Genomic DNA, 26,350 nt, shown 5'->3' on the forward strand with positions numbered 1-26,350 from the left:
GTGGACAAGCTCGCGGAGGACGAGGCCAAGACCGGAGCGCGCTCGCGCGGGCTGGATCGCGCGCTCGATATTCTCGACGCGCTCGCTAGCGCCCGCCGGCCCCTGCGGGCGGGTGAGATCGCGGCCCTACTGGGCGCGCCGCGCTCCTCCGTCTATGAGCTGACCGCGCTGCTTCTCAAGCGCGGCTTTCTCGAAAACGCCGAGGACGGGCGGCTCTTCCTCGGCGAGAAGCTTTATCTCTTGGGCTCGGCCTATTCCGCCGTGTCCGGCCGTCAAGTCGCGGTCAATGGCGCGCTCAAGCGCATCGTGGACGAGACGGGCGAAACCGCGCAGTTCTGCCGGCTGGACGGCAATCGCTACTATGTCGGCGCGCAGCGCGAGGGCTCGCGCCCGTTCCGCATCTCCACCGATATCGGCGAGCGCGTACCGCTGACCTGGACGGCGTCGGGCCGCCTTCTGGTGGATCATCTCTCGCGCGACGAGATCCTGGCCTTTCTGGCCGAGGGCGATTTCATCCTGCCGAACGGCGTCCCGATCGACGCCGAGCGCTTCCTGGCCGAGGTCGAAGGGGCGCGCGCCGCAAACCATTTCACCTTCGACAGCGCGCTCGACAGCTACACCCATTGCTTCGCCGTGCCGGTTCGTCAGCCGGACGGCAAGGCCACAGCCACGCTCTGCATCGTCGCCCCGCGCGAGGACGCGCGCCGCAACCATGCCGCCTATCTGGACAGTCTCAAGGGCGCGGCCCGCGCGCTCGCCCCCCATTTCGCCGAGAGTCGATAGATCATGCGCATCTTCACCGCCTCGCTCGCCACGGAAACCAACACGTTTTCGCCGGTGCCGACCGATCTGGATTCCTTCAAGGCCGCCTTCTACGCGGGGCCGGGCGAGCATCCCGACACCCCGACGCTCTGCTCCTCGCCGGTGCCGATCCTCCGGCGGCGCGGCCGGGCGGAAGGCTTCACCGTGATCGAGGGCACGTCCTGCTGGGCCGAGCCCGCCGGCCTGATCCAGCGCCAGACCTACGAGACGCTGCGCGATACGATCCTGGCCGAGCTTCAGGCCGCGCTTCCGGTGGACGGCGTGGTGCTCGGCCTGCATGGCGCGATGGTGGCGCAGGGCTATGACGACCCCGAAGGCGATTTCCTGTCCCGCGTGCGCGCGCTCGTCGGCGAGGATGTGGTGGTCGCGGCCGAGTTCGACCCGCATTCGCATCTGACCGCGTTGCGGGTTGCGCAACTCGACCTCATGGCGGCCTTCCTCGAATTCCCGCATACGGATTTCGAAGAGCGCGGCGAGCATGTCGTGGACCTCGCGCTGCGCACCATTCGCGGCGAGATCAAGCCCGTCATCTCGACCTTCGACTGCCGGATGATCACGATCTACCCGACGAGCCGCGAGCCGATGCGTTCCTTCGTGGATCGCCTGAAGGTGCTGGAAGGCGTGGACGGGGTTCTCTCCGTCTCGGTGATCCACGGTTTCATGGCCGGCGATGTGCCGGATATGGGCACGCGCATCGTGGTGGTGACCGATGACAGGCGTGAGGCCGGCGACCGTCTGGCCGAGAAGCTCGGCCACGAACTCTACGCGCTGCGCCGTGACGCCGCGATGCCGATGCTGGACACGGAAGCCGGCCTCGACCGCGCGCTCGCCATCCGCAAAGAGCGTCCCGACAAGCCGGTCGTGATCGCCGATGTCTGGGACAATCCGGGTGGCGGCGTCGCGGGCGATTCCACCTCCATCCTGCGCCGCATCCTGGAGCGCGGGATCGACCGGGTGGCGCTCGCCACGATCTGGGACCCGGTGGCTGTGTCCTTCTGCCATGCGGCGGGCGAGGGGGCCGAGATCGAGCTGCGCTTCGGCGGCAAGTCCTCCCACCATGGCGGCGAGCCGCTGGATGCGCGGGTGCGCGTCCTTCGCGTCGAAACCTCGGGTTGGCAGAGCTTCCGCAACAGCCGCGTCACGCTCGGCCGCGCGGCGGTGATCCGGATCGTCGGGACCGAGATCGACATCGTGCTGATCACCAGCCGGACACAGACCTACGAACCCACGATCTTCTCCAATATGGGCGTCGATTTTGCGGGGAAGGACATCCTTCTCGTGAAGTCCACCAACCATTTCCATGCGGGCTTCGTGCCGGTGGCCTCCGAGATTCTCTATGTCGCGGCCCCGACCAGCTATCCGACCGATCCCGCCACCACGCCCTATCGCAAGGCGAGCCACGGCCTCTGGCCGCGCGTGCCCGATCCGCTCGGCCTCGACGCCTGAGCGCGCCCGACGACCCCCGAACCCAGCAAGACAGGAGCCCAGCCATGACGAAAATGCTTCTTGCCGCCGGCCTCGCCGCCCTCATGGCGGGAACGAGTGGTGTCGCCCTTGCGCAGTCCGGCAACGGCGTCTTGACCGTCGCGACCATCGGCGAGCCGCCGACGCTCGACGCCATGCAGACGCCGACCGACATCGTGCTGACGATCACCCAGCACATGTTCGAGACGCTCTATACCTATGACGACAAGTGGCAGCCGAGCCCGCTTCTGGCCGCCGCCATGCCCGAGATATCGCAGGACGGCCTGACCTATCGCATTCCGCTGCGCCAGGGTGTGACCTTCCATGACGGATCGGCCTTCGATTCCGCCGATGTGGTCGCCTCGCTCAAGCGCTGGATGGAGATCAACTCCAAGGGCCGGCAGGTCGCGCAGGTGATCGAGTCCGTCGCGGCCGACGGCGATCAGACCGTGGTGATCAAGCTGAAGTCGCGCTATTCGCCGCTTCTGGCGACGCTGAGCCAGGGCTGGGCGCCGATCTTTCCCTCCGAAAAGCTCGGCGGCGAGCTGAAGGAGTTCATCGGCACCGGCCCCTACAAACTGCAGGAGCGCCGGCCCGACCAGTACACCCAGCTCGTGCGTTTCGACGGCTACAAGTCGCCCGAGGGCGAGCCGTCCAACTATGCCGGCCGCCGCGAGGCCATTGCGGGCGAAGTGCGCTTCGTGCCGGTGCCCGATGCCAATACGCGCGTCGAGGGGCTTCTGTCGGGCCAGTACGATTATGCCGATGCCCTGCCGGTCAGCGCCTATGAGCGCGTCGAGGGCGCGTCCAACGTCAAGCCGGTGATCTTCGAGAATGCCGGCTGGACCTCGCTGAACATGAACATGGCGGAAGGCCCGCTCACCTCCAAGCCGCTGCGCCAGGCCGTGCAGACCGCGCTGAACCCGAGCGACATGATGCTCGCCGCCTTCTCGGACGAGCGCTTCTTCTCGGTCGACGGCGCGTTCTATCCCGAGGGCTTCTTCTGGCACACGGAAGACGGCGTGACGCGCTATGGCGAGGGCGACCCGGAAGCGGCCGCCAAGCTGATGAAGGAGGCCGGCTACGACGGCAAGCCGATCCGCATCCTGACCAGCCGCCAATACGAGTTCCACTACAAGACCGGCGAAGTCGCGAAAGCCTATCTGGAGGCGGCGGGCTTCAAGGTCGATCTGCAGGTCGTGGACTGGGCAACGCTGACCACCCGACGCGCCGACAAGGGCCAGTGGGACATCTTCATCACCCATTCCAACTTCCCCGGCGATCCGACCACGCTGAACACGATCACCGACACCTATCCGGGCTGGTACACGTCCGACGCCAAGACGAAAGCCGTCGGCGCCTTCCTGAACGCGGTGTCGAACGACGATCGACTGGCCGCCTGGAAGACGATCCAGACCACGATCTATGACGACGCCCCGCTGGTGAAGGTCGGCAATTTCAACGCGCTGGGCGGCTTGGCCAACGGCGTGTCGGGCTATCAGGCGGCCTATTGGCCCCGCTTCTGGAACGTCACGCCCAAGAGCTGACCTTTCAAAGAGGATAGGAGAAACGCGATGTCCCGGGTGCTCTCAGCGCTTCTGAAACGGGCGGGCGGCATGGTGGTGGTGCTGGCGCTGGTCGTCACCGTCGTCTTCGTGATCGTCCGGGTGACGCCCGGCGATCCCGCCGCCGTGATGCTGGGTTCGGACGCGACGCCGGAGGACATCGCCGCCCTGCGCGAGAGGCTGGGGCTGAATGCGCCCCTCCTCGAACAATATGGACGTTTCGTCTTCGACGTGGCGCGCGGCGATCTCGGCCAGTCGATTTTTCTCGGCCAGCCGGTGACGACAGCGCTCGCCGCGCGCGCCGAGCCGACCTTCTTCCTCACGCTCTTCTCGATCCTGATAGCGGTCGCCATCGCTCTGCCGGTCGGCATTCTCTCGGCGGTCAAACGCGGAACGGCCTTCGACCAGATCGTCGTCGGCGTCACGATGATCGCGGCGAGCGTGCCGAGCTTCTGGCTCGGCCTGATCCTGATCCAGACCTTCGCCGTGTCGCTCGGCTGGTTTCCGGCCTCCGGCTATGGCGGGCCGGGGACGCCCTTTCTGGAGCGTCTGCACCATCTCGTCCTGCCGGCGGTGGCGCTCGGCGTCGTCAATTCCGCTCTGATCACCCGCTTCACCCGCGCCGCCATGCTCGATGTCCTGGGCGAAGATTACGTGCGCACCGCGCGCGCCAAGGGGGCGGGGCCGGGGCGCGTCGTGCTCAAACACGCGCTGAAGAACGCGCTGATCCCGATCATCACCGTGATCGGCCTGTCGATCGCCCTGCTCGTCGCCGGCGCGGTGGTGACGGAAACCGTGTTCGGCCTGCCGGGCGTCGGCAATCTCGTGGTGCAGGCGGTGCTGCGGCGCGATTATCCGGTGATTCAGGGCGCGCTGCTCGTCGTCGCGGCGATCTACGTTCTCATCAATTTCGCGGTGGACATGCTCTATCTCGCGGTCGATCCGAGGGTGCGCACGTGACGCTTCTCGCCTTCTCGTCCCCCTTTGCCAAGGGCCTGCGCCGCTTCGTGGGCAACCGCGCCATTCTCATCGGCGTCGTGATCCTGACGCTGGTGGTGGTGCTCGCCGCCTTCGCGCCCCTCGTCGCGCCCTATGCGCCCAACAAGCTTTCCATCGTCAGCCGGCTCCAGCCGCCGTCGGGAGCGCATCTCTTCGGCACGGATGAGTTCGGCCGCGACATCTTCTCCCGCGCCATCTATGCCGGCCGCGTCTCGCTCGGCGTGTCGCTGGGGGTCGTGGCGATCGCCACCGTTCTCGGCGTCTTTCTCGGCCTGATCGCGGGCTATTTCCGCCCGCTCGACGCGCCGATCTCGCGCCTTCTCGACGCGATGATGTCCTTTCCCGACATTCTCCTCGCCATCGCGCTGGTCGCCGCGCTCGGGCCTTCGCTGGTCAATGTCGTGCTGGCGCTGGGGATCACCTATGCGCCGCGTCTGGCCCGCATCGTGCGCGGCTCGACGCTGGTCCTGCGCGAGCTGCCCTATATCGAAGCCGCCGTGGCGCTCGGCCTGCCGACCTGGCAGATCCTCTTGCGGCATGTCCTTCTGAACCTCGCCTCGCCCATTCTGGTGCAGGCGACCTTCATCTTCGCCGCCGCGATGCTGGCGGAAGCCAGTCTCTCGTTCCTCGGCGTCGGCGCGTCCTCCGACATGCCGACCTGGGGCACCATGCTGGCCTCGGGCCGCGAATACATGAACAAGGCGCCCTGGCTCATGCTGTTTCCCGGCCTTGCCATCGTCTTCGCGGTTCTGTCGCTGCAACTCGTGGGCGATGGCTTGCGCGATCTCGTCGATCCGCGTCTGGCCAAGGAGGCTTGATCCGATGAGCGAGGCGAGCCCCGTCCTGTCCGTCGAAAAGCTGACCACCGCCTTTCGCGCCGGAGGGGAATGGCGCGCGGTGATCCGCGACATTTCCTTCACGGTCGATGCCGGCGAAACCGTTGCCATCGTCGGCGAATCCGGCTCTGGCAAGAGCGTGACGGCGCTCTCGGCCATGCGCCTCCTGCCGCCCGCCACGTCGCGGGTGAGCGGCCACGTGCGCCTCGAAGGGCGCGATCTCCTGACGCTCTCAGAGAAGGAGATGCGCGCGGTGCGCGGCGGGCGTATCGGCATGATCTTTCAGGAGCCGATGACCTCGTTGAACCCGGTCTTCACGGTCGGCAACCAGTTGGCCGAAGCGCTGGTGCTGCACCGCGACCTCTCGTGGGCGCAGGCCGAGGCCGAGGCGCTGCGCATGATGGAGCGCGTGCGCATTCCCGCCGCGCGCTCGCGCCTCAACGAATATCCGCATCGCTTCTCAGGCGGGATGCGCCAGCGCGTGATGATCGCCATGGCCCTTGCCTGCCGGCCCAAGCTCCTGATCGCGGACGAGCCGACCACCGCGCTCGACGTCACCATCCAGGCCGAAATTCTGCACATTATTCGCGAATTGCAGCGCGAGGAGAACATGGCCGTTCTCTTCATCACGCACGACATGGGCGTTGTGGCCGAAGTGGCGGACCGAACCGTCGTGATGCTGCGCGGCGACATGGTGGAAGAGGGGCGCACGGATGCGATCTTTGCCGCCCCGCGCGAGCCCTATACGAAGGCGCTTCTGGCCGCGATCCCGCGCCTTGGCACGATGGGCGCTTCGCCCGCGCCCAAGCGTTTCCCGAGGGTCGATGCCGCGGCCGGCCTTGCCGACGATGGCGCGCCGGCGAGCGTGCCCGATAGCACGCAGGCTCCGGTTCTGGATGTCGCCGGCCTTTCGACGCGCTTCGACCTGCCGAACGGGCGCATCCATGCGGTCGAGAACGTGTCCTTCGCCATTCGGCCCGGCGAAACGCTGGCGCTGGTCGGCGAGTCCGGCTGCGGCAAGTCCACCACGGGGCGCACCATTCTCGGGCTCGTGAAGCCGAGCGAGGGCGCGGTGCGCATCGACGGCGAGGACGTTCTTTCGGCCGGGCGCGCGGGCCTGCGCCAGATGCGCCGCACCGCGCAGATGATCTTTCAGGACCCGTTCGCCTCGCTCAACCCGCGCATCACGATTGGCGCGGCGATTGCCGAGCCCATTCTCTCGCACGGGCTGATGAACAGGGCGGCGGCGCGCGAGCGCGCGGCCGAGTTGCTGGACAAGGTCGGCCTGTCGCCCTCGGTCGCCTCGCGCTATCCGCACGAATTCTCCGGCGGCCAGCGCCAGCGCATCTCGATCGCCCGCGCCCTGGCGCTCTCGCCCAAGCTCATCGTCGCCGACGAGGCGGTCTCGGCGTTGGATGTCTCGGTGAAGGCGCAGGTCGCCAATCTGATGCTCGATCTTCAGGAGTCGATGGGCCTCGCCTATCTCTTCATCTCGCATGACATGGCCGTGGTGGAGCGCATCAGCCACCGCGTCGCGGTGATGTATCTCGGCGAGATCGTGGAGATCGGCCCGCGCGCCTCGGTGTTTGGCGCGCCGGGTCATCCCTATACGAAACGCCTGATCGAAGCGGTGCCGCTACCCGACCCCGCCAGACGCGGCTCGCTGCCGCCCAAACTGTCCGAAGAGCTGAAGAGCCCGCTCAGACCGCTGGATTATGTCGCGCCGCCGCGCATCTATGACGAAGTCGCGCCGGGGCATTTCGTGCAGCGGATAGCGTAGGGGCGGGCGGGCGCGCAGAAACCTGTGTGCAAGGCTTCGCCTCGCCTGCATCACGCCGGACATAGCGTAGAGATCGCGCAGCGAAGCGGCGAAGATGCGCGCCACTCAGGGAGACCGCCGTTTTGAGCCGCAACATCATTCTCGTCGATCCGCTGCCGCGCACGCTGGACCTCATCATGACGCCGGACGTGCGCGCCCGGCTGGAGGCTTTGGGCGAGGTCGTCCTGTCGGAGGACAGGCCGATGCCCGACGCCGAGGTCGATGCGCTTCTGCCCGACACGGTTCTGATCTTCGGCCAGACGGCCATGCCGCGCGAGCGGCTGGACCGCGCGCCGCGCCTTCGCGCCATCGTCAATGTCGAGACGAATTTCCTGCCCAATATCGACTATCAGGCCTGCAACGAGCGCGGCATTCCCGTGCTGACGCCGGCTTCGGCCTTCGCCGCGCCGGTGGCCGAAGCCGCGCTCGGGCTGGCGCTGGATCTGGCGCGCGGCATCACGGCGGCCGACCGCGCCTTTCGCGCCGGCGAGGAAGCCTATGGGCTGGCCGGCAACGAGGAGACGTTCCGTTTTGCCGGCGCGCCGGTCGGCATTATCGGCCTCGGCGATCTCGGCCGCTCGCTGCGCGAGCTGATCCGCCCTTTCAAAAACGAGGTGCGCGTTTTCGACCCCTGGCTGCCGGCGGCCGCGATCGAGCGGCTGGACTGCCGCCCCGCCGGGCTGGACGAGCTACTGGAAACTTCGCAAGTCGTCTTCGTCTTCGCCAGCGTGACGGCAGAGAACGAAGGCTTCATCGGCGCGCGCGAGTTCGCGCGGATGCCGAAGGGCGCGGCCTTTCTTCTGATGAGCCGCGCCGCCGTGGTGGATTTTCCGGCCATGCTGGACGCCGTGCGCTCCGGGCATATTCGCGCCGCGACCGATGTCTTTCCGGTGGAGCCGGTGCCAGCGGACGATCCGGTGCGCCAACTGTCCGGCCTCATCCTCTCGGCGCACCGCACCGGCGGCACGCGGGACGCCTTCTACGAGATCGGCGCCATGGCCGTGGCCGACGCCGAACTCATCATGCGCGGCCTGCCGCCGCAGCTCTGCCGGCGCGCCGACCCGGCGACGGCGAACCGGCTGCGCTCGAAGCCGGTGGACGTGTCCTGATCCCGGCTTGAAGCCGGGCCGGCTCGCCCGATGTCACGCGGCGAGATCGAGGACGATGCGGCCCTCGATCTGGCCTTTCTTCATCCGGTCGAACACATCATTGACCTGTTCGAGGCCGGCGGTGGAAACGGTCGCCTTGACCTTGCCTTCGGCCGCGAAGTCCAGCGACTCCTGAAGGTCGAGCCGCGTGCCGACGATCGAGCCGCGCACGGTGATGCCGTTGAGGACGAGGCCGAAAATATTGAGCGGGAAGTCGCCCGGCGGCAGGCCGTTCAGCGCCAGCGTGCCGCCCCGCGCCATGAGGCCGACCGCCTGCTCGAACGCCTTTTCGCTGACCGCCGTCACCAGTGCGCCCTGAACGCCGCCGCCCGTCTCCCGCTTGATGACGGTGGCGGGGTCCTCGTTGCGGGCGTTCACCGTCAGCGTCGCGCCGAGCCTGCGGGCAAGGTCGAGCTTGGCGTCGTCCACATCGACGGCCGCGACGTTGAGGCCCATGGCCTTGGCATATTGCACGGCCATATGGCCGAGGCCGCCGATGCCCGAGATCGCCACCCAGTCTCCCGGCTTGGTGTCTGTCATCTTGAGGCCCTTATAGACCGTGACGCCCGCGCAGAGCACCGGCGCGATGTCCACGAAGGAGATGTCCTTGGGCAGATGGCCGACATAGTTCGGGTTGGCGATCACATAATCGGCAAACCCGCCATTGACGGAATAGCCGGTGTTCTCCTGGCTTTCGCACAGGGTTTCCCAGCCGCCCAGACAATGCCGGCAACCGCCGCAGGCCGAGTAGAGCCAGGGCACGCCCACCCTGTCCCCTTCCTTGACGTTGCGCACGCCCGCGCCCACTGCCGAGACATAGCCGACGCCCTCATGGCCGGGCACGAAGGGCGGGTTGGGCTTGACCGGCCAGTCGCCCTCGGCGGCGTGCAGGTCGGTGTGGCATACGCCCGAAGCCTGGATCGCGACCTGGATGAAGCCCGGGCCGGGCTCCGGGATCGCGGCCTCCTCGATGGAAAGCGGTTTGCCGAATTCGCGCACAACAGCGGCACGCATGGTCTTGGCCATGTGAGGTCCTCCCGATGGTGGTCTTTTGGGAAATCGACGACGGGTCCGGCGAAGCCGCCCAGGCGCAGGCCTGGACGGCTCGAGCCTGGAATCAGAAGAAGCCGAGCTTCTTGGGGGAATAGCTGACCAGCATGTTCTTGGTCTGCTGATAGTGGTCGAGCATCATCTTGTGGGTCTCGCGCCCGATGCCGGACTGCTTGTAGCCGCCGAAGGCCGCGTGGGCGGGATAAGCGTGGTAGCAATTGGTCCAGACGCGGCCGGCCTTGATGGCGCGGCCCATGCGATAGGCGCGCGTGCCGTCCCGCGTCCAGACGCCGGCCCCCAGGCCATAGAGCGTGTCATTGGCGATGGCGAGCGCTTCGGCATCGTCCTTGAACGTCGTGACGGAGACCACCGGCCCGAAGATTTCCTCCTGGAAGATGCGCATCCGGTTGTGGCCCTGAAGCACGGTCGGCTTCACGTAATAGCCGTCGAGCCCATCCGGGCGGGCGCGCTCGCCGCCGGTCAGCACCTTCGCGCCTTCCTCGCGGCCGATGTCGAAATAGGAGAGGATCTTCTCCATCTGCTCTTGGGAGGCCTGCGCGCCCACCATCGTCGCGCCGTCCAGCGGATCGCCCTGGATCATGGATTCCACGCGCTTCACCGCGCGCTCCATGAAGCGATCGTAGATGGATTCATGAACAAGCGCGCGGCTCGGGCAGGTGCAGACCTCGCCCTGGTTCAGCGCGAACATGGCGAAGCCTTCCAGCGCCTTATCGAAATAGTCGTCATCCTCGGCCGCGACATCCCCGAAGAAGATGTTGGGGCTCTTGCCGCCCAACTCCAGCGTCACCGGGATCAGGTTCTCGGAGGCATATTGCATGATGAGACGGCCGGTGGACGTCTCGCCGGTGAAGGCGATCTTGGCGATACGCTTGGACTGCGCCAGCGGCTTGCCCGCTTCCAGGCCATAGCCGTTCACGACATTGACGACGCCCGCCGGCAGGAGATCGGCGATCAGCTCCATCAGCACCAGGATCGAGGCCGGCGTCTGCTCGGCGGGTTTCAGCACCACGCAATTGCCGGCGGCAAGCGCGGGCGCGAGCTTCCACACGGCCATCAGGAGCGGGAAGTTCCACGGAATGATCTGGCCGACGACACCGAGCGGCTCGTGATAGTGATAGGCGACCGTGTCGTTGTCGATCTCCGACAGCGCGCCCTCCTGCGAGCGCAGGCAGCCGGCGAAATAGCGGAAATGGTCGATGGCGAGCGGCACGTCGGCGGCGCGCGTTTCGCGGATCGGCTTGCCATTGTCCCAGGTCTCGACGGTCGCCAGAAGCTCGAGATTTTCCTCCATCCGGTCGGCGATCCGCAGAAGCAGCAGCGAGCGGTCGGCCGGGCTGGTGCGGCCCCAGGCGTCCGCAGCGGCATGGGCGGCGTCGAGCGCGCGCTCGATGTCTTCGGCCCCGCTGCGCGCCACTTCGCAGAGCAAACGCCCGTCGACGGGCGAGCGGTTCTCGAAGGTCCGCCCATCGGCGGCGTCCACGAAACGGCCGCCGATGAAGTTGCCGTAGCGGCTCTTGAACGGAGCCGAGCGGGTGGTGATGGGTAGCTGGATCGTCATGGAACCTCCTCATTCCTCGCGATGAGCCAGGCGAGGTTCCTCCTCGCGTCGGGAAGTCGCAAGCAGTGGATGGACCGGGGCGCCGGGATGTGATGAACTTTCTGATGTGTCCGTGCAGCATTCGATGCGGCACGCGACAGTAGAACAAGCCGGTGTCGCAGATTGCGACAGTTGGGGGAGGTCGAACCGTCATGGAAACCAATGACATGATCTCGGCGCGACAGGCGTTCTTCCATGAAGGACAGTTGCCGAGTGCTGCGGTGCGACAGCCCGTCTTGCGGTCTTGGTTGCGATGCAGCGATCTGGGGCTGGCCGAACAGCGCCCGCCCGCGCTTCAGCCGCTGACGGAAGGGGAGCTTCGCCTCCTGCATCAGCGGCACGACGCGCTGCGCCGCTTGTGTCGCCCGGAGCTGGAAATGCTGGCGGGCGAGGCGCGCGACACGATGAGCGTCGTGGTTCTGGCCGACGGCGACGGCATGATCCTCGATACGATCGGCGATGCGGGTTTTGCCTCGCGCGCGGCCGAGGTGGCGCTGCGCCCCGGCGTCTCCTGGAAGGAAGCGAGCACGGGCACCAACGCGATCGGCACGGCGCTCGCCGAGCGGCGCGCCATCGCGGTCAACGGCTCGGAGCATTTCTTTCCCGATCACCGCGTTCTCAGCTGCGCGGCGACACCCATCATCGATCCGCGTGGCGCTCTGATCGGCGCGCTCGACCTCACCGGCCCCTCCACCCACGGCCATGGCCACGCGCTCGGCCTGATCCGGCTGGCGGTGGATCAGATCGAGCATCGCCTGTTTCGCCGGCATTTTCAGGACTGCCGGCTTCTGCGCTTCCACAGCGACCCGGCCATGCTCGGAACCAGCCGGGAGGGCATCCTGGTGTTTCGCGAAGAACGCCTCGTGGCCGGCAACCGGCGCGGCCTGTCGCTCGCCGGCCTCTCGTGGGACGCGTTGGACGACGCCTCGTTCGAGACGATCCTCTCCGTCGAGGAGCCCAGCAGAGACGGACTTCTCCTGCGCCTGTCCTCCGGGGCCTATGCGGTCGGCCAGTGGGATACGGATCATGCCGCCGCACGTGGGAGCGATCTCGACCTCGTGGCGCGCCCGGTGGAGCCGCGCCCGGCCATGACGCGCGAGGAGCGCGAGGTGGCGGCGATCCGTGCAGCGCTCTCCGCCCATGGCGGTAATGTCAGCAAGGCCGCCCGCCAGCTCGGCCTTCACCGCAGCACGATCCATCGCTACCGCAAACAAGGGCTGGTCTGATCGGCGAGGAATTACCGAGGAGGAAGCACCGAGGAGGAAACCATGGGTGTGCTCCGCATCGTCCCCAACATTGCGACCGATCGCGTGGACGAGGCCCGACGCTTCTACGGCGAGCTTCTGGGGCTGGAGGTCGGCATGGATCACGGCTGGATCGTGACCTTCGTCGGGGCGGGAGCCGCCGCGCCGCAAATCAGCTTCGCGCACGAGGGCGGGTCCGGCACGCCAGTCCCCGATCTCTCGATCGAGGTGGACGATCTCGATGCCGTCTACGATCGACTACTGCACGCGGGAATCGCCATCGAATACGGCCCCGCGACGGAGCCCTGGGGTGTCCGGCGCTTCTTCGTGCGCGATCCCTTCGCGCGGCTGGTGAACATTCTCCAGCACCAGCCGGGTTGAAGGGCCGGCACGCCGGTCTCATGCGAACGCCGAGCGGACGGTATCGGCAGCAAGGCTATCGGTCGGTTTCGCATGGGCGGCGAAGCGACGGCTGCTTCTGGAGCGGGCAAGAATTTTCCGCGTCGAGGGCGACTGACTGTCGCCCGCCCCGTACTCACCGACTTCACACCGACCGGGGAAACCGGCCGCTGTCTCAGCCCGCCGTCGAATCTCCATAATCCGCGTCGGACACCGGCTCCAGCCAGTCCACGACTTTGCCGTCCTTCTGCTCCTGAATGGCGATATGGGTCATGCCCGTGGTGGGCGACGCGCCGTGCCAGTGCTTCTCGCCGGGCTCGAACCAGACCACGTCGCCCGGCCGGATTTCTTCCACCGGGCCGCCCTCGCGCTGCGCGAGGCCGAGCCCGGCGGTGACGATCAGCGTCTGGCCGAGCGGGTGGGTGTGCCAGGCCGTGCGCGCGCCCGGCTCGAAGGTCACGCTGGCCGCCGCCGCGCGCCTCGCCTGATTGGGCGAGAAGAGCGGATCGACGCGCACCGACCCGGTGAACCAGTCCGACGGACCTCGCCCCGAAGGGGTCGAACCATTGCGCGTGATCTCCATAGGCGTCTCCCCAAGCGGCGCGCTTCCTCAAGCAGTGCGCTCGTTTCAACCCCGATCTTCCCACGGATCGCGCCGGCAGGCCAGGAGCCGGGGCCGCGCTAAAAGCTCTGACGCGAGGTCCCGTTAGAACTCGGCGACCTTGCCCCAGGCCGCGTCGTTGAGGCGCTTCGGGTTGTAGGGGCGCGGATCGACGAGGGGCGTCTGCCCGGTGATGAGATCGGCGACGAGATGGCCCGCGCCGGGGCCGATGCCGAAGCCATGGCCGCTGAAACCGGCAGCCAGGATGAAGCCCGGAACGGCTTCGATCTCGCCGATCGCCGGCACGCCGTCCGGCGTGGAATCGATATAGCCGGCCCAGCTATGGGTGATCGTCGTCTGCCGCAGCCCCGGCAGAAGCTCCAGCGCGCGCTTGTGGGTCTCGCTGATCTGGCCCCGATCCGGCTTGGGATCGAGAATGCGCACGCGCTCCATCGGCGTCACCTCGTCCAGCGTCCAACGGGCCAGCGTCTCATGGCCGCTGCGCCAGCCTTCCACCCCGCCGGGCGCGAGGCTGCGCCAGCGCCGCGCGAACATGGGCACGAACTCGCGCGCGAAACGGAACTGCTGCGGTGTCGGATCGACGCGGGCGCGGCCGCTGATCGCCAGCGTATAGCCGCCATTGCCGCGCCGGGTGACGGAAACGCCCGCCGTGTGCAGCGTGTCGGGCAGATCGTTTGCGCCGGGCGACACCGCCAGAATGGACGAGCGCACCGAGGCTTGAGGAAAGCGCAGGCCGAGCTGGCGGCAGAAGGAGGAGGCCCAGGCTCCGCCCGCCATCACGGCGACCTTGGTGCGGATCGTGCCTTTTTCCGTGACGACCGCGCTGACGCGCCCGCCCGAGAGTTCCAGCCCACGCGCCGCGCAATTCTGATGAACCGTGCCACCGTTTCGGATGATGGCGCGCGCGATCACCGGCACGGCGCGCGAGGGGTCGGCCGTGCCGTCGCTGGGGGAGAAGACGCCGCCTTTCCAGCCGCGCCCGGTGGCTTGGCCGCGCTCGGCGGCCTGAGCGGCATTCAGCATATAGGTGGTGACGCCGACCGTGCGGGCGAACTCGCCCCACTTGGCCCAGCCGGCCAGTTCCGCCTCGTTCTGCGAGAGATAGAAGAGGCCGCAGCGGCGAAAGCCGGTTTCCTCGCCGGTTTCCTCGGCCAGCTTGTCCCAAAGGTCGAGGCTCTTGGTAGAGATCGGAAGCTCGCGCGCGTCGCGGTTTTGCTGGCGGCACCAGCCCCAATTCCGGCTGGACTGTTCCGCGCCGACCAGACCCTTCTCGACCAGCGCGACTTTGAGGCCGCGCCGCGAGAGGTAATAGGCCGAGAATACGCCGGCCACGCCGCCGCCGATCACCACGACATCGGCCTCGGCGGGAAGATCGGGACTGCTCTCGATTCGCAACAGGGGTTGGGACATGGTTTCTCCTTGGCGCGCGCCGCAGCATAGCCAAGGCCGGGTCGACCGCGGCGCTGCTTGGCGCCGGTCCTGCGGCAGTTCCTGCCGTTGGGTGAGTGCGGGGGAGGCGATTGTGCCGAGGGGCCGAGCGCGCATTCGATTGCGAGCGGGGGCGAAAGCGGCGATAGTCCGCGCCAGACCGAAAGACCAGACAAGGCCGCCATGAAGCTCGACCGTATCGACCTGAAGATCCTTTCGGAGCTCCAGAAAAACGGACGCATCACGAATGTCGAACTGGCCGAACTCGTGAATCTTTCGCCGAGCCCCTGCCTGATGCGGGTCAAGAAGCTCCAGAGCGAAGGCTATATCACCAATTATTCCGCGCAGATCGACGTGTCGAAGCTGGGCCAGACGCTGACCGTCTTCACCGAGATCACGCTCAAGAACCACCGGCAGATCGACTTCGCCCGCTTCCTCGCCGCCATCGAGAAGGTCGAGGCGGTGATGGAATGTCATCTGATTTCAGGCGGCTACGACTATCTGATCAAGTTCGTGACGCCCGATATCGGCGAATATCAGAGCACGATGGAGCGTCTGCTCGATCTCGATATCGGCATCGAGAAATATTTCAGCTTCGTGGTGCTGAAGTCGCCGATCGTGCGCACCTACCTGCCGCTGGATTCGATGTTCCGCGTGTGACGGGGCGCGGCGCGCCCCATCCTCCTTATCTCTGCGCGAAGCTCTTCAGAAGCTCGGGGTCCTGCGCCAGCCCGTCCAGCCAGCCGGTGCGCAGCTGCGGGACGGAGGAGAAGAGAAGCTTGGTGTAGGGATGGGTCGGGTGGCCGCCGTCGATCTCGGGGCGAAGCTGCTCTATATTCTCGCCCTTGTACATCACCACCACCTCGTCGCAGATCGCGCGAACGGTTTCCAGATCGTGGCTGATGAAGAGATAGGACAGCGACAGCTCGCGCTGGAGTTCCTTCAGAAGGTCGATGATCGCGGCCGCGACCACCGTGTCGAGAGCCGACGTGATCTCGTCGCACAGGATCACCTTGGCATCGGCGGCCAGCGCGCGGGCCAGATTGATGCGCTGCTTCTGGCCGCCCGACAATTCGCCGGGTCGGCGATGGCGCAGGGCGCGCGGCAGATGCACCATATCCAGCAACTGGTCGATCCGCGCCTCGCGCGCCCGCCCGTTCATCCCATGATAGAAGATCAGGGGACGGGCCAGGATTTCGCCGATGGATTTGGCGGGGTTGAGCGAGGTGTCGGCGAACTGGAACACGATCTGGAGCTGGCGCAGCTCCTCGCGCGTGCGCTGGCGCAGATCGGGCGCGAGACGGCGACCCTCGAAGAGCACCTCGCCCTTGGCGGCCGGCAGAATGCCTGAGATGACGCGCGCCAGCGTCGATTTTCCGCAGCCGGATTCGCCGACGATGCCGAGATTGCGCCCGCGCTTCAGCTCGATGCTGACATCGCTCAGGACCCGCAAGGACGGAATGCCGTCCGCGTCGAGCTTGCCGTAGCCGGCGGTGATGTTGCGGGCCACCAGAAGCGGCGCGTCGCCGGTCTCTGCGGGGGCCGGCGGGCGCGGCGCGGCGCTCGGCCGGAAAGCCGCCAGAAGTTCCTGCGTATAGGGATGCTGCGGGCGCTCCAGAATATCCGAGGTCGCGCCCTGCTCCTGAATCTCGCCATGGCGCAGCACGACGATGCGGTCCGCGATCTGAGCGACGACGGCGAGATCGTGCGAAACATAGACGCCCGCGATGCGGCCCTTGCGCATGACTGATTTGAAGGCTCGCAGAACCTCGACCTGCGTCGTCACGTCGAGCGCGGTGGTCGGCTCGTCGAAGATCACGAGCTTGGGGTCGCCGATCAGGGCCATGGCCGCCGATAGGCGCTGCAACTGGCCGCCCGAGACCTGATGCGGATAGCGCTCGCCGATCGTCTCGGGGTTTGGCAGGGCCAGCGCGCGGAAGAGATCGACCGCCTTGCGACGCGCCTCGGCCTCGGGCATCGAGCCGTGGATGCGCGTGACTTCGACCACCTGATCCATGATCTTGTGCGAGGGGTTGAAGGCGGCCGCCGCGCTCTGCGGCACATAGGACACGAGCGAGCCGCGCATCTCGGCGCGTCGGCGCTCGGAGAGGGCGCCCATCTCCACGCCGTCCAGATGAACCGTTCCCGAGGTGACGCGGCAGCCGGGACGGGTATGGCCCATGAGGTCGAGCGCGATCGTGGTCTTGCCCGAGCCGCTTTCGCCGATCAGCGCGACGATCTCGCCCTCGTCGATGTCGAAGGAGACACCCCGGATGATCTCCACCCGGCGCCCGGAATCGGTGCGTGCCTCGATCTTCAGGTCGCGGACTTCGACAAGACGGCTCATGCCTGTTCGCTCCGGTCGCGGATTTTCTGGGGCAGGTTGTCGATCAGGAGGTTCACGCTGATCGTGAGGCTGGCGATCGCGATGGAAGGAAAGAGCACGGCAGGCGCGGCGAAGGACAGGCCACCGATATTTTCCTTCACCAGCGCGCCCCAGTCGGCGTCCGGCGGCTGCACGCCGAGCCCAAGAAAGGACAGGCTGGAGAGAAGCAGCACGATGAAGACGAAGCGCAGGCCGAAATCGGCGAGCACCGGCCCGATGATGCCCGGCAGGATCTCGGCGCGGATGAGATAGCCGAGCCGCTCGCCGCGCGCCCGCGCCACAACCACATAGTCCATCGCGTTGACATTGACGGCGAGCGCGCGTGCGAAGCGATAGCAGCCGGGAATGTAGATGAAGGCGAGCGTCAGGATCAGGATCGGGATGGAGGAGCCGACGGCGGCCACCAGAACCAGCGCCAGGATCTTGCTGGGGATCGAGGTCAGCGCATCCAGAAGGCGGCTGAGCGCGCTGTCGAAGAACCCGCCGATCACCGCCGCCGTCATGCCGAGCGTGATGCCGCAGAAGCAGGCGATGAAGACGGCCGCCAGCGAAATGCCGACCGTATAGCGCGCGCCGAAGATGATGCGCGAAAGAACGTCGCGGCCGAGATAGTCGGTGCCGAGCGGGAATTGTGAGGAGACCGGACCGAAATAGTCGAAATCCACGATCTCGCCCACGGGATGGGGCGCGAGAAGGGGCGCGAAGATCGCGACCAGCGCCCAGGCGAGGATCACCAGAAAGGAGATCACGCCGACGAGGTTCATCCGGTAGCCGAGGCGCGAGCGCCGCACCGTCTGCGGGCTGGAGAGGGGAGCCGTCATGCTTTGCGCAGCCTCGGATTGGAGATGATGGCGACGAGGTCCGCGATGGTGATCAGAAGCAGATAGGCGAGACAGAAGATCATCGCACAGCTCTGGATCAGCGGCAGGTCGCGTGTCGAAACGGCGTCCAACATCAGCTTGGCGATGCCGGGATAGTTGAAGATCGTCTCGACGATGATGACGCCGCCGAGCAGATAGGACAGCGACAGGGCGACGGCATTGACGATCGGGCCCAGCGCGTTGGGCAGGGCATGGCGCAGGACGATGCGGCTAGGCGAAGCGCCTTTCAACAGCGCCATCTCGACATAGGGCGCGCTGAGGGTCTCGATCACGGCGGCGCGCGTCATGCGGATCATCTGCGCCGAGATGACGAAGCTCAGCGTGATCACGGGCATGGCGAAGGCCTTCAGAAGACCCGAGATCGTGGTGATGTCGCCGGTCATGGAGAGCGCCGGCAGCCAGCCGAGATAGACCGCGAAGATGATGACCGCGAGCGTCGCGACCATGAATTCGGGCACCGAGATCACCGCGATGGTGAAGAAGGAGATGATGCGGTCAACGATCGTGCCGCGCAGGATCGCCGCCGTGATCCCGATCGTCAGAGCGAACGGAACCGAGACGGCGGCCGTGATGCCAGCGAGCTTCAGCGAATTGACGAGACGCCCGCCGATCAGCTGCGACACCGGCAGATTGTTCACATAGGAGGTGCCGAGATCGCCGGTCACGAGATTGCGCAGCCACAGGAGAAAGCGCACGGCGGCGGGCTGGTCGAGATGCATGGCGGTGCGCAGGCCCGCCACCGCCTCGGGCGTTGCCGCCTGTCCCAAGAGAATCTGGGCCACATCCCCCGGCAGAAGAGCGGTCGCGAAGAAGATGACGACGGCGACGATCAGCAGCGTCACCAGGGCGACCACCACGCGTCCCGCGATCATACGGAGGATGAGAGAATTCATGAGCGGCCCATGCGTGGAGGCGGAAACGACGGAAGGCCCTCGGGAGCGTCGCCGCTTCCGAGGGCAGAGATCAGTCTCAGGCTTCGATCCAGACGTGTTCGGCCAGGGTGTAGCCCATCATGCCGCCGAGCGGGTTCGCCACGAGGCCCTTCAGCTTGGGCGAAACGCCGTCGAGATTGGACTGGAAGGCCGGGATCACCGTACCGGCCTCGTTGGAGACCATGGCCTGCATCTGGCCGTAGATTTCCTTGCGCTTGGCCTGGTCCAGCATTCCGCGCGCTTCCAGCAGCATCGCGTCGAACTTGGGCGATTTGAAGCGGCTTTCGTTCCAGGCGGCGTCCGACTGGTACAAGAGCGAGAACATGATGTCGGGCGTCGGACGGGCGTTGATATTGCCGAAGCCGACGGCATCCTTCAGCCAGTTGTTCGACCAGAAACCATCCGAGGGAACGCGGTCGATGACGATGTTGAGACCGATCTTGCCGGCCGCCTGCTGGATGACGGCTGCGTAGTCGAGCGAGCTGCTGGCCGCTTCCGAGGCCACCATGTGAATTTCCTGACCCAGAACGCCGGCCTTCTGGAAGAGCGACTTGGCGCGCTCGGGATCGAACTCGCGCTGCTTCAGTTCGGCGTTGAAATAGGGGTTCCACGACGGGACCGGCTGGTCGTTGGCGATCTCGGCGAGGCCGCGCAGAACCGACTTCTGGATGGTCTCGCGGTTGACGAGATATTTGAAGCCTTCGACCACGCCCGCCTTGTCGCCGGGTGCCATGTCGAGGCGGATGTTCAGGTTCGTGTAGGTGCCGAGCTTGCTGACGAACGGGGCGACCGCCGAATTGCCCTCGATGATGCGCATCGAGCGCGGGTTCAGGTTGGCGCCGACATGGATGTCGCCCGACAGAACCGCGTTGAGACGGGCCGACTCGTCAGAGATCGCGAAGAACTCGAACGTATCGACGTAAGGTCCGGTGCCCTTCCAGTAATTGTCGTTGCGCGTCATGATGGAGCGCACGCCCGGCTGGAACTCCTTGAGAAGGAACGGGCCGGTGCCGTTGCCCTTCGAGAAGTCGCTCGTGCCGTCGGCCACGATCATGAAGTGATGCAGCGCCAGGATGGTCGGCAGGTCGGCGTTGGGAGCCACCAGCGTGATCTCGGCGGTCAGATCGTCCACCGCCTTCACGCCTTCGAACTGCTTGGCGAGGGCGTTGACCTTGGAGCCCACCGCCGGGTCGAGATGGCGCATCAGCGAGTAGGCGACGTCCTTGGCGGTCAGGCTCTGACCTTCGTGGAAGGTCACGCCCTTGCGCAGCTTGACGGTCCAGACCTTGGCGTCCGTGCTTTCGATGCTGTCGGCGAGTTCCATCACCGTCTGGCCGGAGCCGTCGATGAAGGTCAGGCGATTGTAGAGAGCGCAGATCCGCGAATAGTCGGTCGCGTTGGAGGCCTTGGCAGGGTCCAGCGTATCGGCCGTGGAGGCCGAGAAGCCGGCGACCTTGAGATGGCCGCCCTTGTTCGGTGTCGCGGCGAAGGCTGCGCCGGCCCGGCCGAGGATCGCGGTGCCGGCGGTGAGCGCCACGCCGCCCATCAGCATCATCTTGAGGAGTTCGCGCCGATTGGCGCCCCGCCGAATGGCGTCCTCCACCATGGCGTCGTCACGAGACGTCCAGTTGGCCATCTTATCGCGCATTGCAATTCCCCTTAATTGACGACGCCCTGTCGGCGGGTGGGTTCGAAGGACCGGGCCACTCACCCTGATCCTTCGGGTTCGAAACCGGCGGTGCCGGGTGCCCTCGTGCCGAGACGTCCGGTGGGACGTGCTTCGGCAGCTGGTGGGCCCGTTCCGCCAGATCCGATCGCGAGTGGCCCGGCCGGACCGCTTCAGATCGGAAGCGCCGTGTCCCGCGAGGGGCGGCGCTGGTTAAGGTTTCCCTCTGCCTTCAGTGTGCCCCGCCCGCATCGTGGATTGCGCTGAATCCAGCGAAGCGGACGGCACAATATTGCGAATTGCCGGCTCTGACAAAATTTGTGCAGCGCCGCATCGTGCCGAAGACTTGATCAGCCCTTCATCGCCGCGCGCACGTCCGGGTCTTCGAGCGTCTGGTCCAGCGTCGTGCGGGTGCAGTCCACGATGCGGTCAATGTCGTCGTCCGTGCAGCAGAGCGGCGGGGCGTAGCCGAGAATGCCGTTGGCGAAGGCGCGGATCACGAGGCCGTTGTCCCAGGCGCGGTCGAAGATGCGGCGTGCCGGCTCGGAGCTGGCGGGAAGCGGCGTCTTGTTCGCCTTGTCGGTGACGAGTTCGATTGCGGCCAACATGCCGCGCCCGCGCACCTCGCCCACCAGCGGATGGTCGGCCAGGGCATGGAGCCCCGCCATCAGGCGCTGGCCGGCGCGCACGCCGTTGTCGAGGAGGCCGTTCTCATAGAGACGGAGGCATTCGAGGCCGACCGCCGCGCTGACGGGATGGGCCGAATAGGTGTAGCCATGACCGATCGCCGCCGCGCCCGCGCCATCGGCGATCGTGTTGTAGACCTTGTCCGACAGGAACACCGCGCCCATCGGCACATAGCCCGAGGTCAGACCCTTGGCCGTGGTCATGAGATCGGGCACCACGTCCTCGGTGGTGCAGGCAAAGAGCGGCCCGGTGCGCCCGAAGCCGGTGATGACCTCGTCGGCGATGAAGAGGATGTCGAGTTCGCGGCAGGTCTCGCGCATCGCCTTGACCCAGCCGTCCGGCGGAACCAGCACGCCGCCCGAGCCCTGGATCGGCTCGACATAGAAGGCCGCGACGCGCTCGGCGCCGAGTTCCGCCACCTTGGCGCGCAGCGCGCCGACCGAGGCGTAGATGATCGCCTGAGGGTCGGTGCCGACCGGGTTGCGGTAGCTGTAGTGCGAGGGAATCTTGTGCTGCCAGTCGAAGGGCAGGCCGAAGCCGGCATGGAAGAGCGGCAGCGCGGTCAGGCCCGCGCCGACCGTCGAGGAGCCGTGATAGCCGTTGGCGACCGAGATGAACTGGTCCTTCTCCGGCTTGCCCAGGCAATGGTAGTAATAGCGGATGAAGCGGATCGTGCTGTCCACCGCGTCCGAGCCGCCCAGCGTGAAATAGACGTGGTTAAGATCGCCCGGCGCGCGCTCGGCCAGTTCCGCCGCCAGCCGGATCGCGGGCTCGGAGCCCAGGCTGAAATAGCCGGTGGCATAGGGCAGTTCCTGCATCTGGCGCGTTGCCGCCTCCACGATGCTGTTCTGCCCGTAGCCCGCGTTCACGCACCAGAGACCGGCGAAGCCGTCCACCATCTCGTGGCCGCTCGCGTCGGTAACGCGCGCGCCCTGGCCTGAGCGCAGAACGCGAACGCCCGCCTTCTCATGGCCGCGATAGGAGGCGACGGGGTGCACCAGATGGGCGCGGTCCAGTTCGACCAGCGAATTGCTCAGCATGGGGTCTCCAGTTTCAACAGGGCGCGTCGGTCAAAACCCAGCGCGCGGATGCGAAGGCGAAGGGGCGATCCCGGACGGGGCGCGCTCTCACTCTCTGGAGGCCAGCATAGCGCCCACCGACCGGCAAGGCGTATCGTCCAGCTATCCTGACCGATCATTTGCGCTTTTGATGGGCCGAGTTCCGCATCTTATGCTCCCCGGCGTGAGCCAGGCGGGCGGGAGCCGAGCAAGTCGTGCCGTGCGCGCCTTGCATTTCACAACAATCTGCTATCGCCGGGGCCATTGCGGTCCGTCAGCGGGATTCGGCCTTTCTATGATGGGGCTCGATCGGCACGCCGTGTCGACACGGGTTGAGAAGGATCGCCCCTCATGAGCCAGTTCCGGCCGAAATTCATCACCTTCGATTGCTACGGCACTCTCATCAACTTCCAGATGGCCGATGCCGCGCGCGACCATTACAGCGCGCAGCTCAGCGAAGCGCAGATGGCGCAGTTCGTCTCGAACTTCTCGGCCTATCGCCTCGACGAAGTTCTGGGCGACTGGAAGCCGTATGCCGAAGTGGTGCACAACGCCGTTGAGCGGACCTGCAAGCGCAACGGCATCGCCTTCGACCCGGCGGTCGCGCGCGACATCTACGAACGCGTGCCGACCTGGGGTCCCCATGCCGACGTGCCCGAGGGCCTCGCCAAGGTCGCCAAGGAAATCCCGCTCGTCATCCTGTCGAACGCCATGGACGCGCAGATCCCGTCCAATGTCGAGAAGCTCGGCGCGCCCTTCCACGCCGTCTTCACGGCGGAGCAGGCCCAGTCCTACAAGCCCCGCATGAAGGGCTTCGAGTATATGTTCGACCAGCTGAACGCGACGCCGGACGACATTCTCCATGTCTCGTCCTCGTTCCGCTACGACCTGATGACCGCGCACGATCTCGGCATCAAGAACAAGGTCTGGGTCAATCGCGGCCACGAGCCGGCGAACCCCTATTACGGCTATACCGAGATCAAGGACATTTCCGGCCTTGCGGGCGTGGTCGGTCTTTAAGGTCGACGGTTGATCGGGGCGCCTTCGGGCGCTTCCGGCCAAACTTTGGAATGGTCAAGGACAGGCGGCTCTCGGGCCGCCTTTTTCGTTGAGGGTTGCGGGCGCCTGAAACGCAAACGGCCGCCCCGCTGATGTCGCGAGGCGGCCGTTGTTCGGGCGATGCTTGCGCGGGTAGGCTTACTTCAGCCCGCCCATGTGGAAGGTCTTGACCTCCAGATATTCCTCGATGCCGAGATGCGAGCCCTCGCGGCCGAGACCGGACTGCTTGACGCCGCCGAAGGGAGCGACTTCGGTGGAGATCAGGCCGGTGTTGAGGCCGACCATGCCGAACTCCAGCGCCTCGCCGACGCGCCATGCGCGTGACAAGCTCTCGGTGTAGAAATAGGCCGCCAAGCCGAAGGGCGTGCCGTTGGCGATGGCGATGGCGTCTTCCTCGCGCTCGAAGCGGAAGAGCGGGGCGACCGGCCCGAAGGTTTCTTCCGACGCCAGCAGCATGTCGGTATTGGCCTCCCCGATCAGGACGGGGCGGGCATATTGCGCGCCGTCGGCGATGTCGGTGCTTTCGGCCAGGATCTTGCCGCCCTTGGCCTTGGCGTCGGCCACGTGGCGCTCGATCTTCTCGATGGCCGCCGCGTTGATCATCGGGCCGATGGTCACGCCGTCCTCGGTGCCCGGCCCGACCTTCATGGCGCGCACGCGTTCGCTGAGCTTTCCGGCAAAGGCGTCGTAGACGCCGGACTGGACGAGGATGCGGTTGGCGCAGACGCAGGTCTGGCCGCCATTGCGGAATTTCGAGATCAGGACGCCCTCGATGGCGAGATCCAGATCCGCGTCGTCGAAGACGATGAAAGGCGCGTTGCCGCCCAGCTCCAGGCTGAGGCGCTTGATCGAGTCGGCCGCGCCGCGCATCAGGTGCGCGCCGACGCGGGTCGAGCCCGTGAAGGAAATCTTGCGCACGGTCTCGTTGGCCAGAAGCTCGCCGCCGATGCCGGTCGGCATCCCGGTCACGATGTTGACGACGCCGGCCGGAATGCCGGCCCGCTCGGCCAGAACGCCCAGCGCCAGCGCCGAATAGGGCGTGAACTCGGAGGGCTTGATCACGACGGTGCAGCCGGCGGCGAGCGCGGGCGCGACCTTGCGCGTGATCATCGCGTTCGGGAAGTTCCAGGGCGTGATGATGCCGCAGACGCCGACCGCTTCCTTCAGGACCAGGATGCGCCGGTCGGGCGTCGGCGAGGGGATCGTCGCGCCACTGACCCGCCGTGCTTCCTCGGCGAACCATTTGACGAAGCTCGCGCCATAGCGGATTTCGCCGCGCGCCTCGCCGAGCGGCTTGCCCTGCTCCATGGTGAGGATCTGCGCCAGATCCTCCTCGTGCTCGACCATAAGCGCGAACCACTTTTCCAGAAGCGCGGCGCGCTCGGCATGGGTCTTGCGCTTCCACGGGCCGAAGGCACGCTCGGCGGCCTCGATGGCGGCGCGCGTCTCGGCCTCGCCCATGTCGGGCACGGTGCCGATGGCCTCGTTCTTGGCGGGGTCCATGACCTCCACCGTCGCGCCGCTCCTCGCATCCTGCCAAGCCCCGTCGATCAGGCCCTGGAAGCGCAGAAGTGTGGTGTCGTTCAATGCCATGTCCATGTCTCCTTACGCGGCGAGAGCCGCCAGAACGGCCTGCGTGATCGTCTCCGTCCGGTCGCGGCCGGGGCGGGTGCCGACGCCTTGCGCGGTGGCCGCTTCCACGGCGCGCATCACGTCTGCGGCGGCGGCCTGCTCGCCCAGATGCTCCAGCATCATCGCCCCCGACCAGATCGTGGCGATCGGATTGGCAATACTCAAGTGGGCGATGTCGGGCGCGGAGCCATGAACCGGCTCGAACATGGAGGGCGCGGTGCGATCCGGGTTGATATTGGCGGAGGCCGCGAAGCCGAGCCCGCCCTGGATCGCGGCGCCCAGATCGGTGAGGATGTCGCCGAAGAGGTTGGAGGCGACGACGACATCGAGCGTTTCGGGGGCCATGACCATGCGCGCCGCCATTGCGTCGATATGATAGGGCGTCACCTCGACATCGGGATAGTCGGCCGCGATAAGTTGGGTCATCTCGTCCCAGAAGACCATCGTGTGCTTCTGAGCGTTGCTCTTGGTGACGGAGGCGAGCTTGCCGCGACGCTGGCGCGCCTGTTCGAAGCCGAAGCGCAGGATGCGCTCGACGCCGCGCCGGGTGAAGACCGCCGTCTCCACCGCCACCTCGTCGGGCGTGCCGACATGCACGCGGCCGCCCGCGCCCGAATATTCGCCTTCGGTGTTTTCTCGAATGCAGAGAATGTCGAAGCCTTCCGCGCGCAGCGGGCCTTCGACGCCCGGCAGAAGGCGATGCGGGCGGATATTGGCGTATTGCGTGAACGCCTTTCGGATCGGCAGAAGCAGTCCGTGCAGCGACACGGAATCGGGGACCTCCGCCGGCCAGCCGACCGCGCCCAGAAACACCGCGTCGAAGCCGCGCAGCGTCTCGATGCCATCAGTGGGCATCATCGCGCCGGTCTCGCGATAAAAGGCGCAGGACCAGGGAAAACGGGTCGAGGTCAGCGCGAAGCCATGCTTCGAAGCGGCGCGTTCGAGCACCGCCCAGGCCGCGTCGATCACGGCGGGGCCGATGCCGTCGCCCGGAACGAGCGCGATAGAATGAGTCTTCATGGCGAGGGTCCTGGG

The 26,350-nt window shown here is 66.6% G+C and carries 22 protein-coding genes; 11 read left to right on the forward strand and 11 right to left on the reverse strand.

What is annotated here, in order from left to right:
• From NS365_RS02575 to NS365_RS02605, 7 genes are all read left to right on the forward strand, one after another.
• The gene (locus tag NS365_RS02575) at nucleotides 1-783 is read left to right on the forward strand and encodes an IclR family transcriptional regulator (protein WP_058598714.1); all 783 of its coding nucleotides are present in this window, start codon (nucleotides 1-3) and stop codon (nucleotides 781-783) included.
• Between the two features lie 3 nt (nucleotides 784-786).
• Nucleotides 787-2,268 carry a M81 family metallopeptidase gene (locus tag NS365_RS02580; protein ID WP_058598715.1) on the forward strand — a complete coding sequence of 494 codons (1,482 nt, stop codon included), beginning with the start codon at nucleotides 787-789 and terminating at the stop codon, nucleotides 2,266-2,268.
• A 44-nt stretch (nucleotides 2,269-2,312) separates the two neighbouring features.
• Nucleotides 2,313-3,833 (forward strand): ABC transporter substrate-binding protein, encoded by a 1,521-nt coding sequence (locus NS365_RS02585; protein WP_058598716.1) that lies wholly within the window; start codon nucleotides 2,313-2,315, stop codon nucleotides 3,831-3,833.
• Between the two features lie 36 nt (nucleotides 3,834-3,869).
• Nucleotides 3,870-4,811 carry an ABC transporter permease gene (locus NS365_RS02590; protein WP_058598809.1) on the forward strand — a complete coding sequence of 314 codons (942 nt, stop codon included), beginning with the start codon at nucleotides 3,870-3,872 and terminating at the stop codon, nucleotides 4,809-4,811.
• Nucleotides 4,808-5,668 (forward strand): ABC transporter permease, encoded by an 861-nt coding sequence (locus NS365_RS02595; RefSeq protein ID WP_058598717.1) that lies wholly within the window; start codon nucleotides 4,808-4,810, stop codon nucleotides 5,666-5,668. The genes NS365_RS02590 and NS365_RS02595 overlap by 4 nt, the downstream gene beginning before the upstream one ends.
• 4 nt (nucleotides 5,669-5,672) lie before the next feature.
• Nucleotides 5,673-7,466: an ABC transporter ATP-binding protein gene (locus NS365_RS02600; protein ID WP_058598718.1), complete on the forward strand. Its 1,794-nt coding sequence runs from the start codon at nucleotides 5,673-5,675 to the stop codon at nucleotides 7,464-7,466.
• Between the two features lie 122 nt (nucleotides 7,467-7,588).
• Nucleotides 7,589-8,614, forward strand: a complete 1,026-nt coding sequence (locus tag NS365_RS02605; protein ID WP_058598719.1) for a hydroxyacid dehydrogenase — start codon at nucleotides 7,589-7,591, stop codon at nucleotides 8,612-8,614.
• Between the two features lie 33 nt (nucleotides 8,615-8,647).
• Here NS365_RS02605 and adhP read toward each other — a convergent pair whose 3' ends face one another.
• The gene (adhP, locus tag NS365_RS02610) at nucleotides 8,648-9,679 is read right to left on the reverse strand and encodes an alcohol dehydrogenase AdhP (protein WP_058598720.1); all 1,032 of its coding nucleotides are present in this window, start codon (nucleotides 9,677-9,679) and stop codon (nucleotides 8,648-8,650) included.
• A 91-nt stretch (nucleotides 9,680-9,770) separates the two neighbouring features.
• A complete protein-coding gene (gene adh / locus NS365_RS02615; RefSeq protein WP_058598721.1) occupies nucleotides 9,771-11,282 on the reverse strand; it encodes an aldehyde dehydrogenase in 1,512 nt (503 codons plus the stop codon).
• Nucleotides 11,283-11,557: 275 nt separating this feature from the next.
• Between adh and NS365_RS02620 the strand changes: the two genes are divergently transcribed.
• The gene (locus tag NS365_RS02620; protein WP_244498335.1) at nucleotides 11,558-12,547 is read left to right on the forward strand and encodes a GAF domain-containing protein; all 990 of its coding nucleotides are present in this window, start codon (nucleotides 11,558-11,560) and stop codon (nucleotides 12,545-12,547) included.
• Nucleotides 12,548-12,589: 42 nt separating this feature from the next.
• Nucleotides 12,590-12,946, forward strand: a complete 357-nt coding sequence (locus tag NS365_RS02625; RefSeq protein ID WP_058598723.1) for a VOC family protein — start codon at nucleotides 12,590-12,592, stop codon at nucleotides 12,944-12,946.
• 193 nt (nucleotides 12,947-13,139) lie between these two features.
• Here the strand turns inward: NS365_RS02625 and NS365_RS02630 are convergent, their stop codons facing one another.
• Both NS365_RS02630 and NS365_RS02635 read right to left on the reverse strand, forming a co-directional pair.
• Entirely contained in the window at nucleotides 13,140-13,547 is a 408-nt protein-coding gene (locus NS365_RS02630; protein ID WP_058598724.1) for a (R)-mandelonitrile lyase, read from the reverse strand.
• 123 nt (nucleotides 13,548-13,670) lie between these two features.
• Entirely contained in the window at nucleotides 13,671-14,996 is a 1,326-nt protein-coding gene (locus NS365_RS02635; protein WP_058598725.1) for an NAD(P)/FAD-dependent oxidoreductase, read from the reverse strand.
• Between the two features lie 201 nt (nucleotides 14,997-15,197).
• On the opposite strand from NS365_RS02635, the gene NS365_RS02640 reads away from it, so the two are divergent.
• Entirely contained in the window at nucleotides 15,198-15,674 is a 477-nt protein-coding gene (locus tag NS365_RS02640) for an Lrp/AsnC family transcriptional regulator (protein ID WP_058598726.1), read from the forward strand.
• A gap of 25 nt (nucleotides 15,675-15,699) precedes the next feature.
• Here NS365_RS02640 and NS365_RS02645 read toward each other — a convergent pair whose 3' ends face one another.
• The 5 genes from NS365_RS02645 to NS365_RS02665 all read right to left on the reverse strand — a co-directional run bounded on the left by NS365_RS02645 (nucleotide 15,700) and on the right by NS365_RS02665 (nucleotide 22,606).
• Nucleotides 15,700-17,361 carry an ABC transporter ATP-binding protein gene (locus NS365_RS02645; protein WP_058598727.1) on the reverse strand — a complete coding sequence of 554 codons (1,662 nt, stop codon included), beginning with the start codon at nucleotides 17,359-17,361 and terminating at the stop codon, nucleotides 15,700-15,702.
• The gene (locus NS365_RS02650) at nucleotides 17,358-18,221 is read right to left on the reverse strand and encodes an ABC transporter permease (RefSeq protein WP_058598728.1); all 864 of its coding nucleotides are present in this window, start codon (nucleotides 18,219-18,221) and stop codon (nucleotides 17,358-17,360) included. The genes NS365_RS02645 and NS365_RS02650 overlap by 4 nt, the downstream gene beginning before the upstream one ends.
• Nucleotides 18,218-19,174: an ABC transporter permease gene (locus NS365_RS02655; RefSeq protein ID WP_058598729.1), complete on the reverse strand. Its 957-nt coding sequence runs from the start codon at nucleotides 19,172-19,174 to the stop codon at nucleotides 18,218-18,220. Before NS365_RS02655 ends, NS365_RS02650 begins: the two co-directional genes overlap by 4 nt.
• Before the next feature lie 76 nt (nucleotides 19,175-19,250).
• Nucleotides 19,251-20,861 carry an ABC transporter substrate-binding protein gene (locus NS365_RS02660; protein WP_058598730.1) on the reverse strand — a complete coding sequence of 537 codons (1,611 nt, stop codon included), beginning with the start codon at nucleotides 20,859-20,861 and terminating at the stop codon, nucleotides 19,251-19,253.
• Nucleotides 20,862-21,229: 368 nt separating this feature from the next.
• Nucleotides 21,230-22,606, reverse strand: a complete 1,377-nt coding sequence (locus NS365_RS02665) for an aspartate aminotransferase family protein (RefSeq protein WP_058598731.1) — start codon at nucleotides 22,604-22,606, stop codon at nucleotides 21,230-21,232.
• A gap of 369 nt (nucleotides 22,607-22,975) precedes the next feature.
• On the opposite strand from NS365_RS02665, the gene NS365_RS02670 reads away from it, so the two are divergent.
• On the forward strand, nucleotides 22,976-23,644 hold the full coding sequence (locus NS365_RS02670; RefSeq protein WP_058598732.1) for a haloacid dehalogenase type II: 669 nt from the start codon (nucleotides 22,976-22,978) through the stop codon (nucleotides 23,642-23,644).
• A gap of 177 nt (nucleotides 23,645-23,821) precedes the next feature.
• Here the strand turns inward: NS365_RS02670 and NS365_RS02675 are convergent, their stop codons facing one another.
• Together NS365_RS02675 and NS365_RS02680 are read right to left on the reverse strand one after the other, a co-directional pair.
• Nucleotides 23,822-25,276 (reverse strand): NAD-dependent succinate-semialdehyde dehydrogenase, encoded by a 1,455-nt coding sequence (locus tag NS365_RS02675; RefSeq protein ID WP_058598810.1) that lies wholly within the window; start codon nucleotides 25,274-25,276, stop codon nucleotides 23,822-23,824.
• A gap of 12 nt (nucleotides 25,277-25,288) precedes the next feature.
• On the reverse strand, nucleotides 25,289-26,335 hold the full coding sequence (locus NS365_RS02680; RefSeq protein WP_058598733.1) for a tartrate dehydrogenase: 1,047 nt from the start codon (nucleotides 26,333-26,335) through the stop codon (nucleotides 25,289-25,291).
• Nucleotides 26,336-26,350: the final 15 nt, after the last annotated feature.

It is taken from the genome of Aureimonas ureilytica (assembly GCF_001475935.1).
GTDB classification, from domain to species: Bacteria; Pseudomonadota; Alphaproteobacteria; order Rhizobiales; family Rhizobiaceae; genus Aureimonas; species Aureimonas ureilytica_A.

Excerpts from the sequence above, each read along its gene's own strand:
- NS365_RS02580 (WP_058598715.1), top strand. The coding sequence starts at position 787 with ATGCGCATCTTCACCGCCTCGCTCGCCACGGAAACCAACACGTTTTCG.
- NS365_RS02585 (WP_058598716.1), top strand. The coding sequence starts at position 2,313 with ATGACGAAAATGCTTCTTGCCGCCGGCCTCGCCGCCCTCATGGCGGGA.
- NS365_RS02600 (WP_058598718.1), top strand. The coding sequence starts at position 5,673 with ATGAGCGAGGCGAGCCCCGTCCTGTCCGTCGAAAAGCTGACCACCGCC.
- adhP (WP_058598720.1), bottom strand. The coding sequence starts at position 9,679 with ATGGCCAAGACCATGCGTGCCGCTGTTGTGCGCGAATTCGGCAAACCG.
- adh (WP_058598721.1), bottom strand. The coding sequence starts at position 11,282 with ATGACGATCCAGCTACCCATCACCACCCGCTCGGCTCCGTTCAAGAGC.
- NS365_RS02625 (WP_058598723.1), top strand. The coding sequence starts at position 12,590 with ATGGGTGTGCTCCGCATCGTCCCCAACATTGCGACCGATCGCGTGGAC.
- NS365_RS02630 (WP_058598724.1), bottom strand. The coding sequence starts at position 13,547 with ATGGAGATCACGCGCAATGGTTCGACCCCTTCGGGGCGAGGTCCGTCG.
- NS365_RS02635 (WP_058598725.1), bottom strand. The coding sequence starts at position 14,996 with ATGTCCCAACCCCTGTTGCGAATCGAGAGCAGTCCCGATCTTCCCGCC.
- NS365_RS02640 (WP_058598726.1), top strand. The coding sequence starts at position 15,198 with ATGAAGCTCGACCGTATCGACCTGAAGATCCTTTCGGAGCTCCAGAAA.
- NS365_RS02645 (WP_058598727.1), bottom strand. The coding sequence starts at position 17,361 with ATGAGCCGTCTTGTCGAAGTCCGCGACCTGAAGATCGAGGCACGCACC.
- NS365_RS02650 (WP_058598728.1), bottom strand. The coding sequence starts at position 18,221 with ATGACGGCTCCCCTCTCCAGCCCGCAGACGGTGCGGCGCTCGCGCCTC.
- NS365_RS02655 (WP_058598729.1), bottom strand. The coding sequence starts at position 19,174 with ATGAATTCTCTCATCCTCCGTATGATCGCGGGACGCGTGGTGGTCGCC.
- NS365_RS02660 (WP_058598730.1), bottom strand. The coding sequence starts at position 20,861 with ATGCGCGATAAGATGGCCAACTGGACGTCTCGTGACGACGCCATGGTG.
- NS365_RS02665 (WP_058598731.1), bottom strand. The coding sequence starts at position 22,606 with ATGCTGAGCAATTCGCTGGTCGAACTGGACCGCGCCCATCTGGTGCAC.
- NS365_RS02670 (WP_058598732.1), top strand. The coding sequence starts at position 22,976 with ATGAGCCAGTTCCGGCCGAAATTCATCACCTTCGATTGCTACGGCACT.
- NS365_RS02675 (WP_058598810.1), bottom strand. The coding sequence starts at position 25,276 with ATGGCATTGAACGACACCACACTTCTGCGCTTCCAGGGCCTGATCGAC.
- NS365_RS02680 (WP_058598733.1), bottom strand. The coding sequence starts at position 26,335 with ATGAAGACTCATTCTATCGCGCTCGTTCCGGGCGACGGCATCGGCCCC.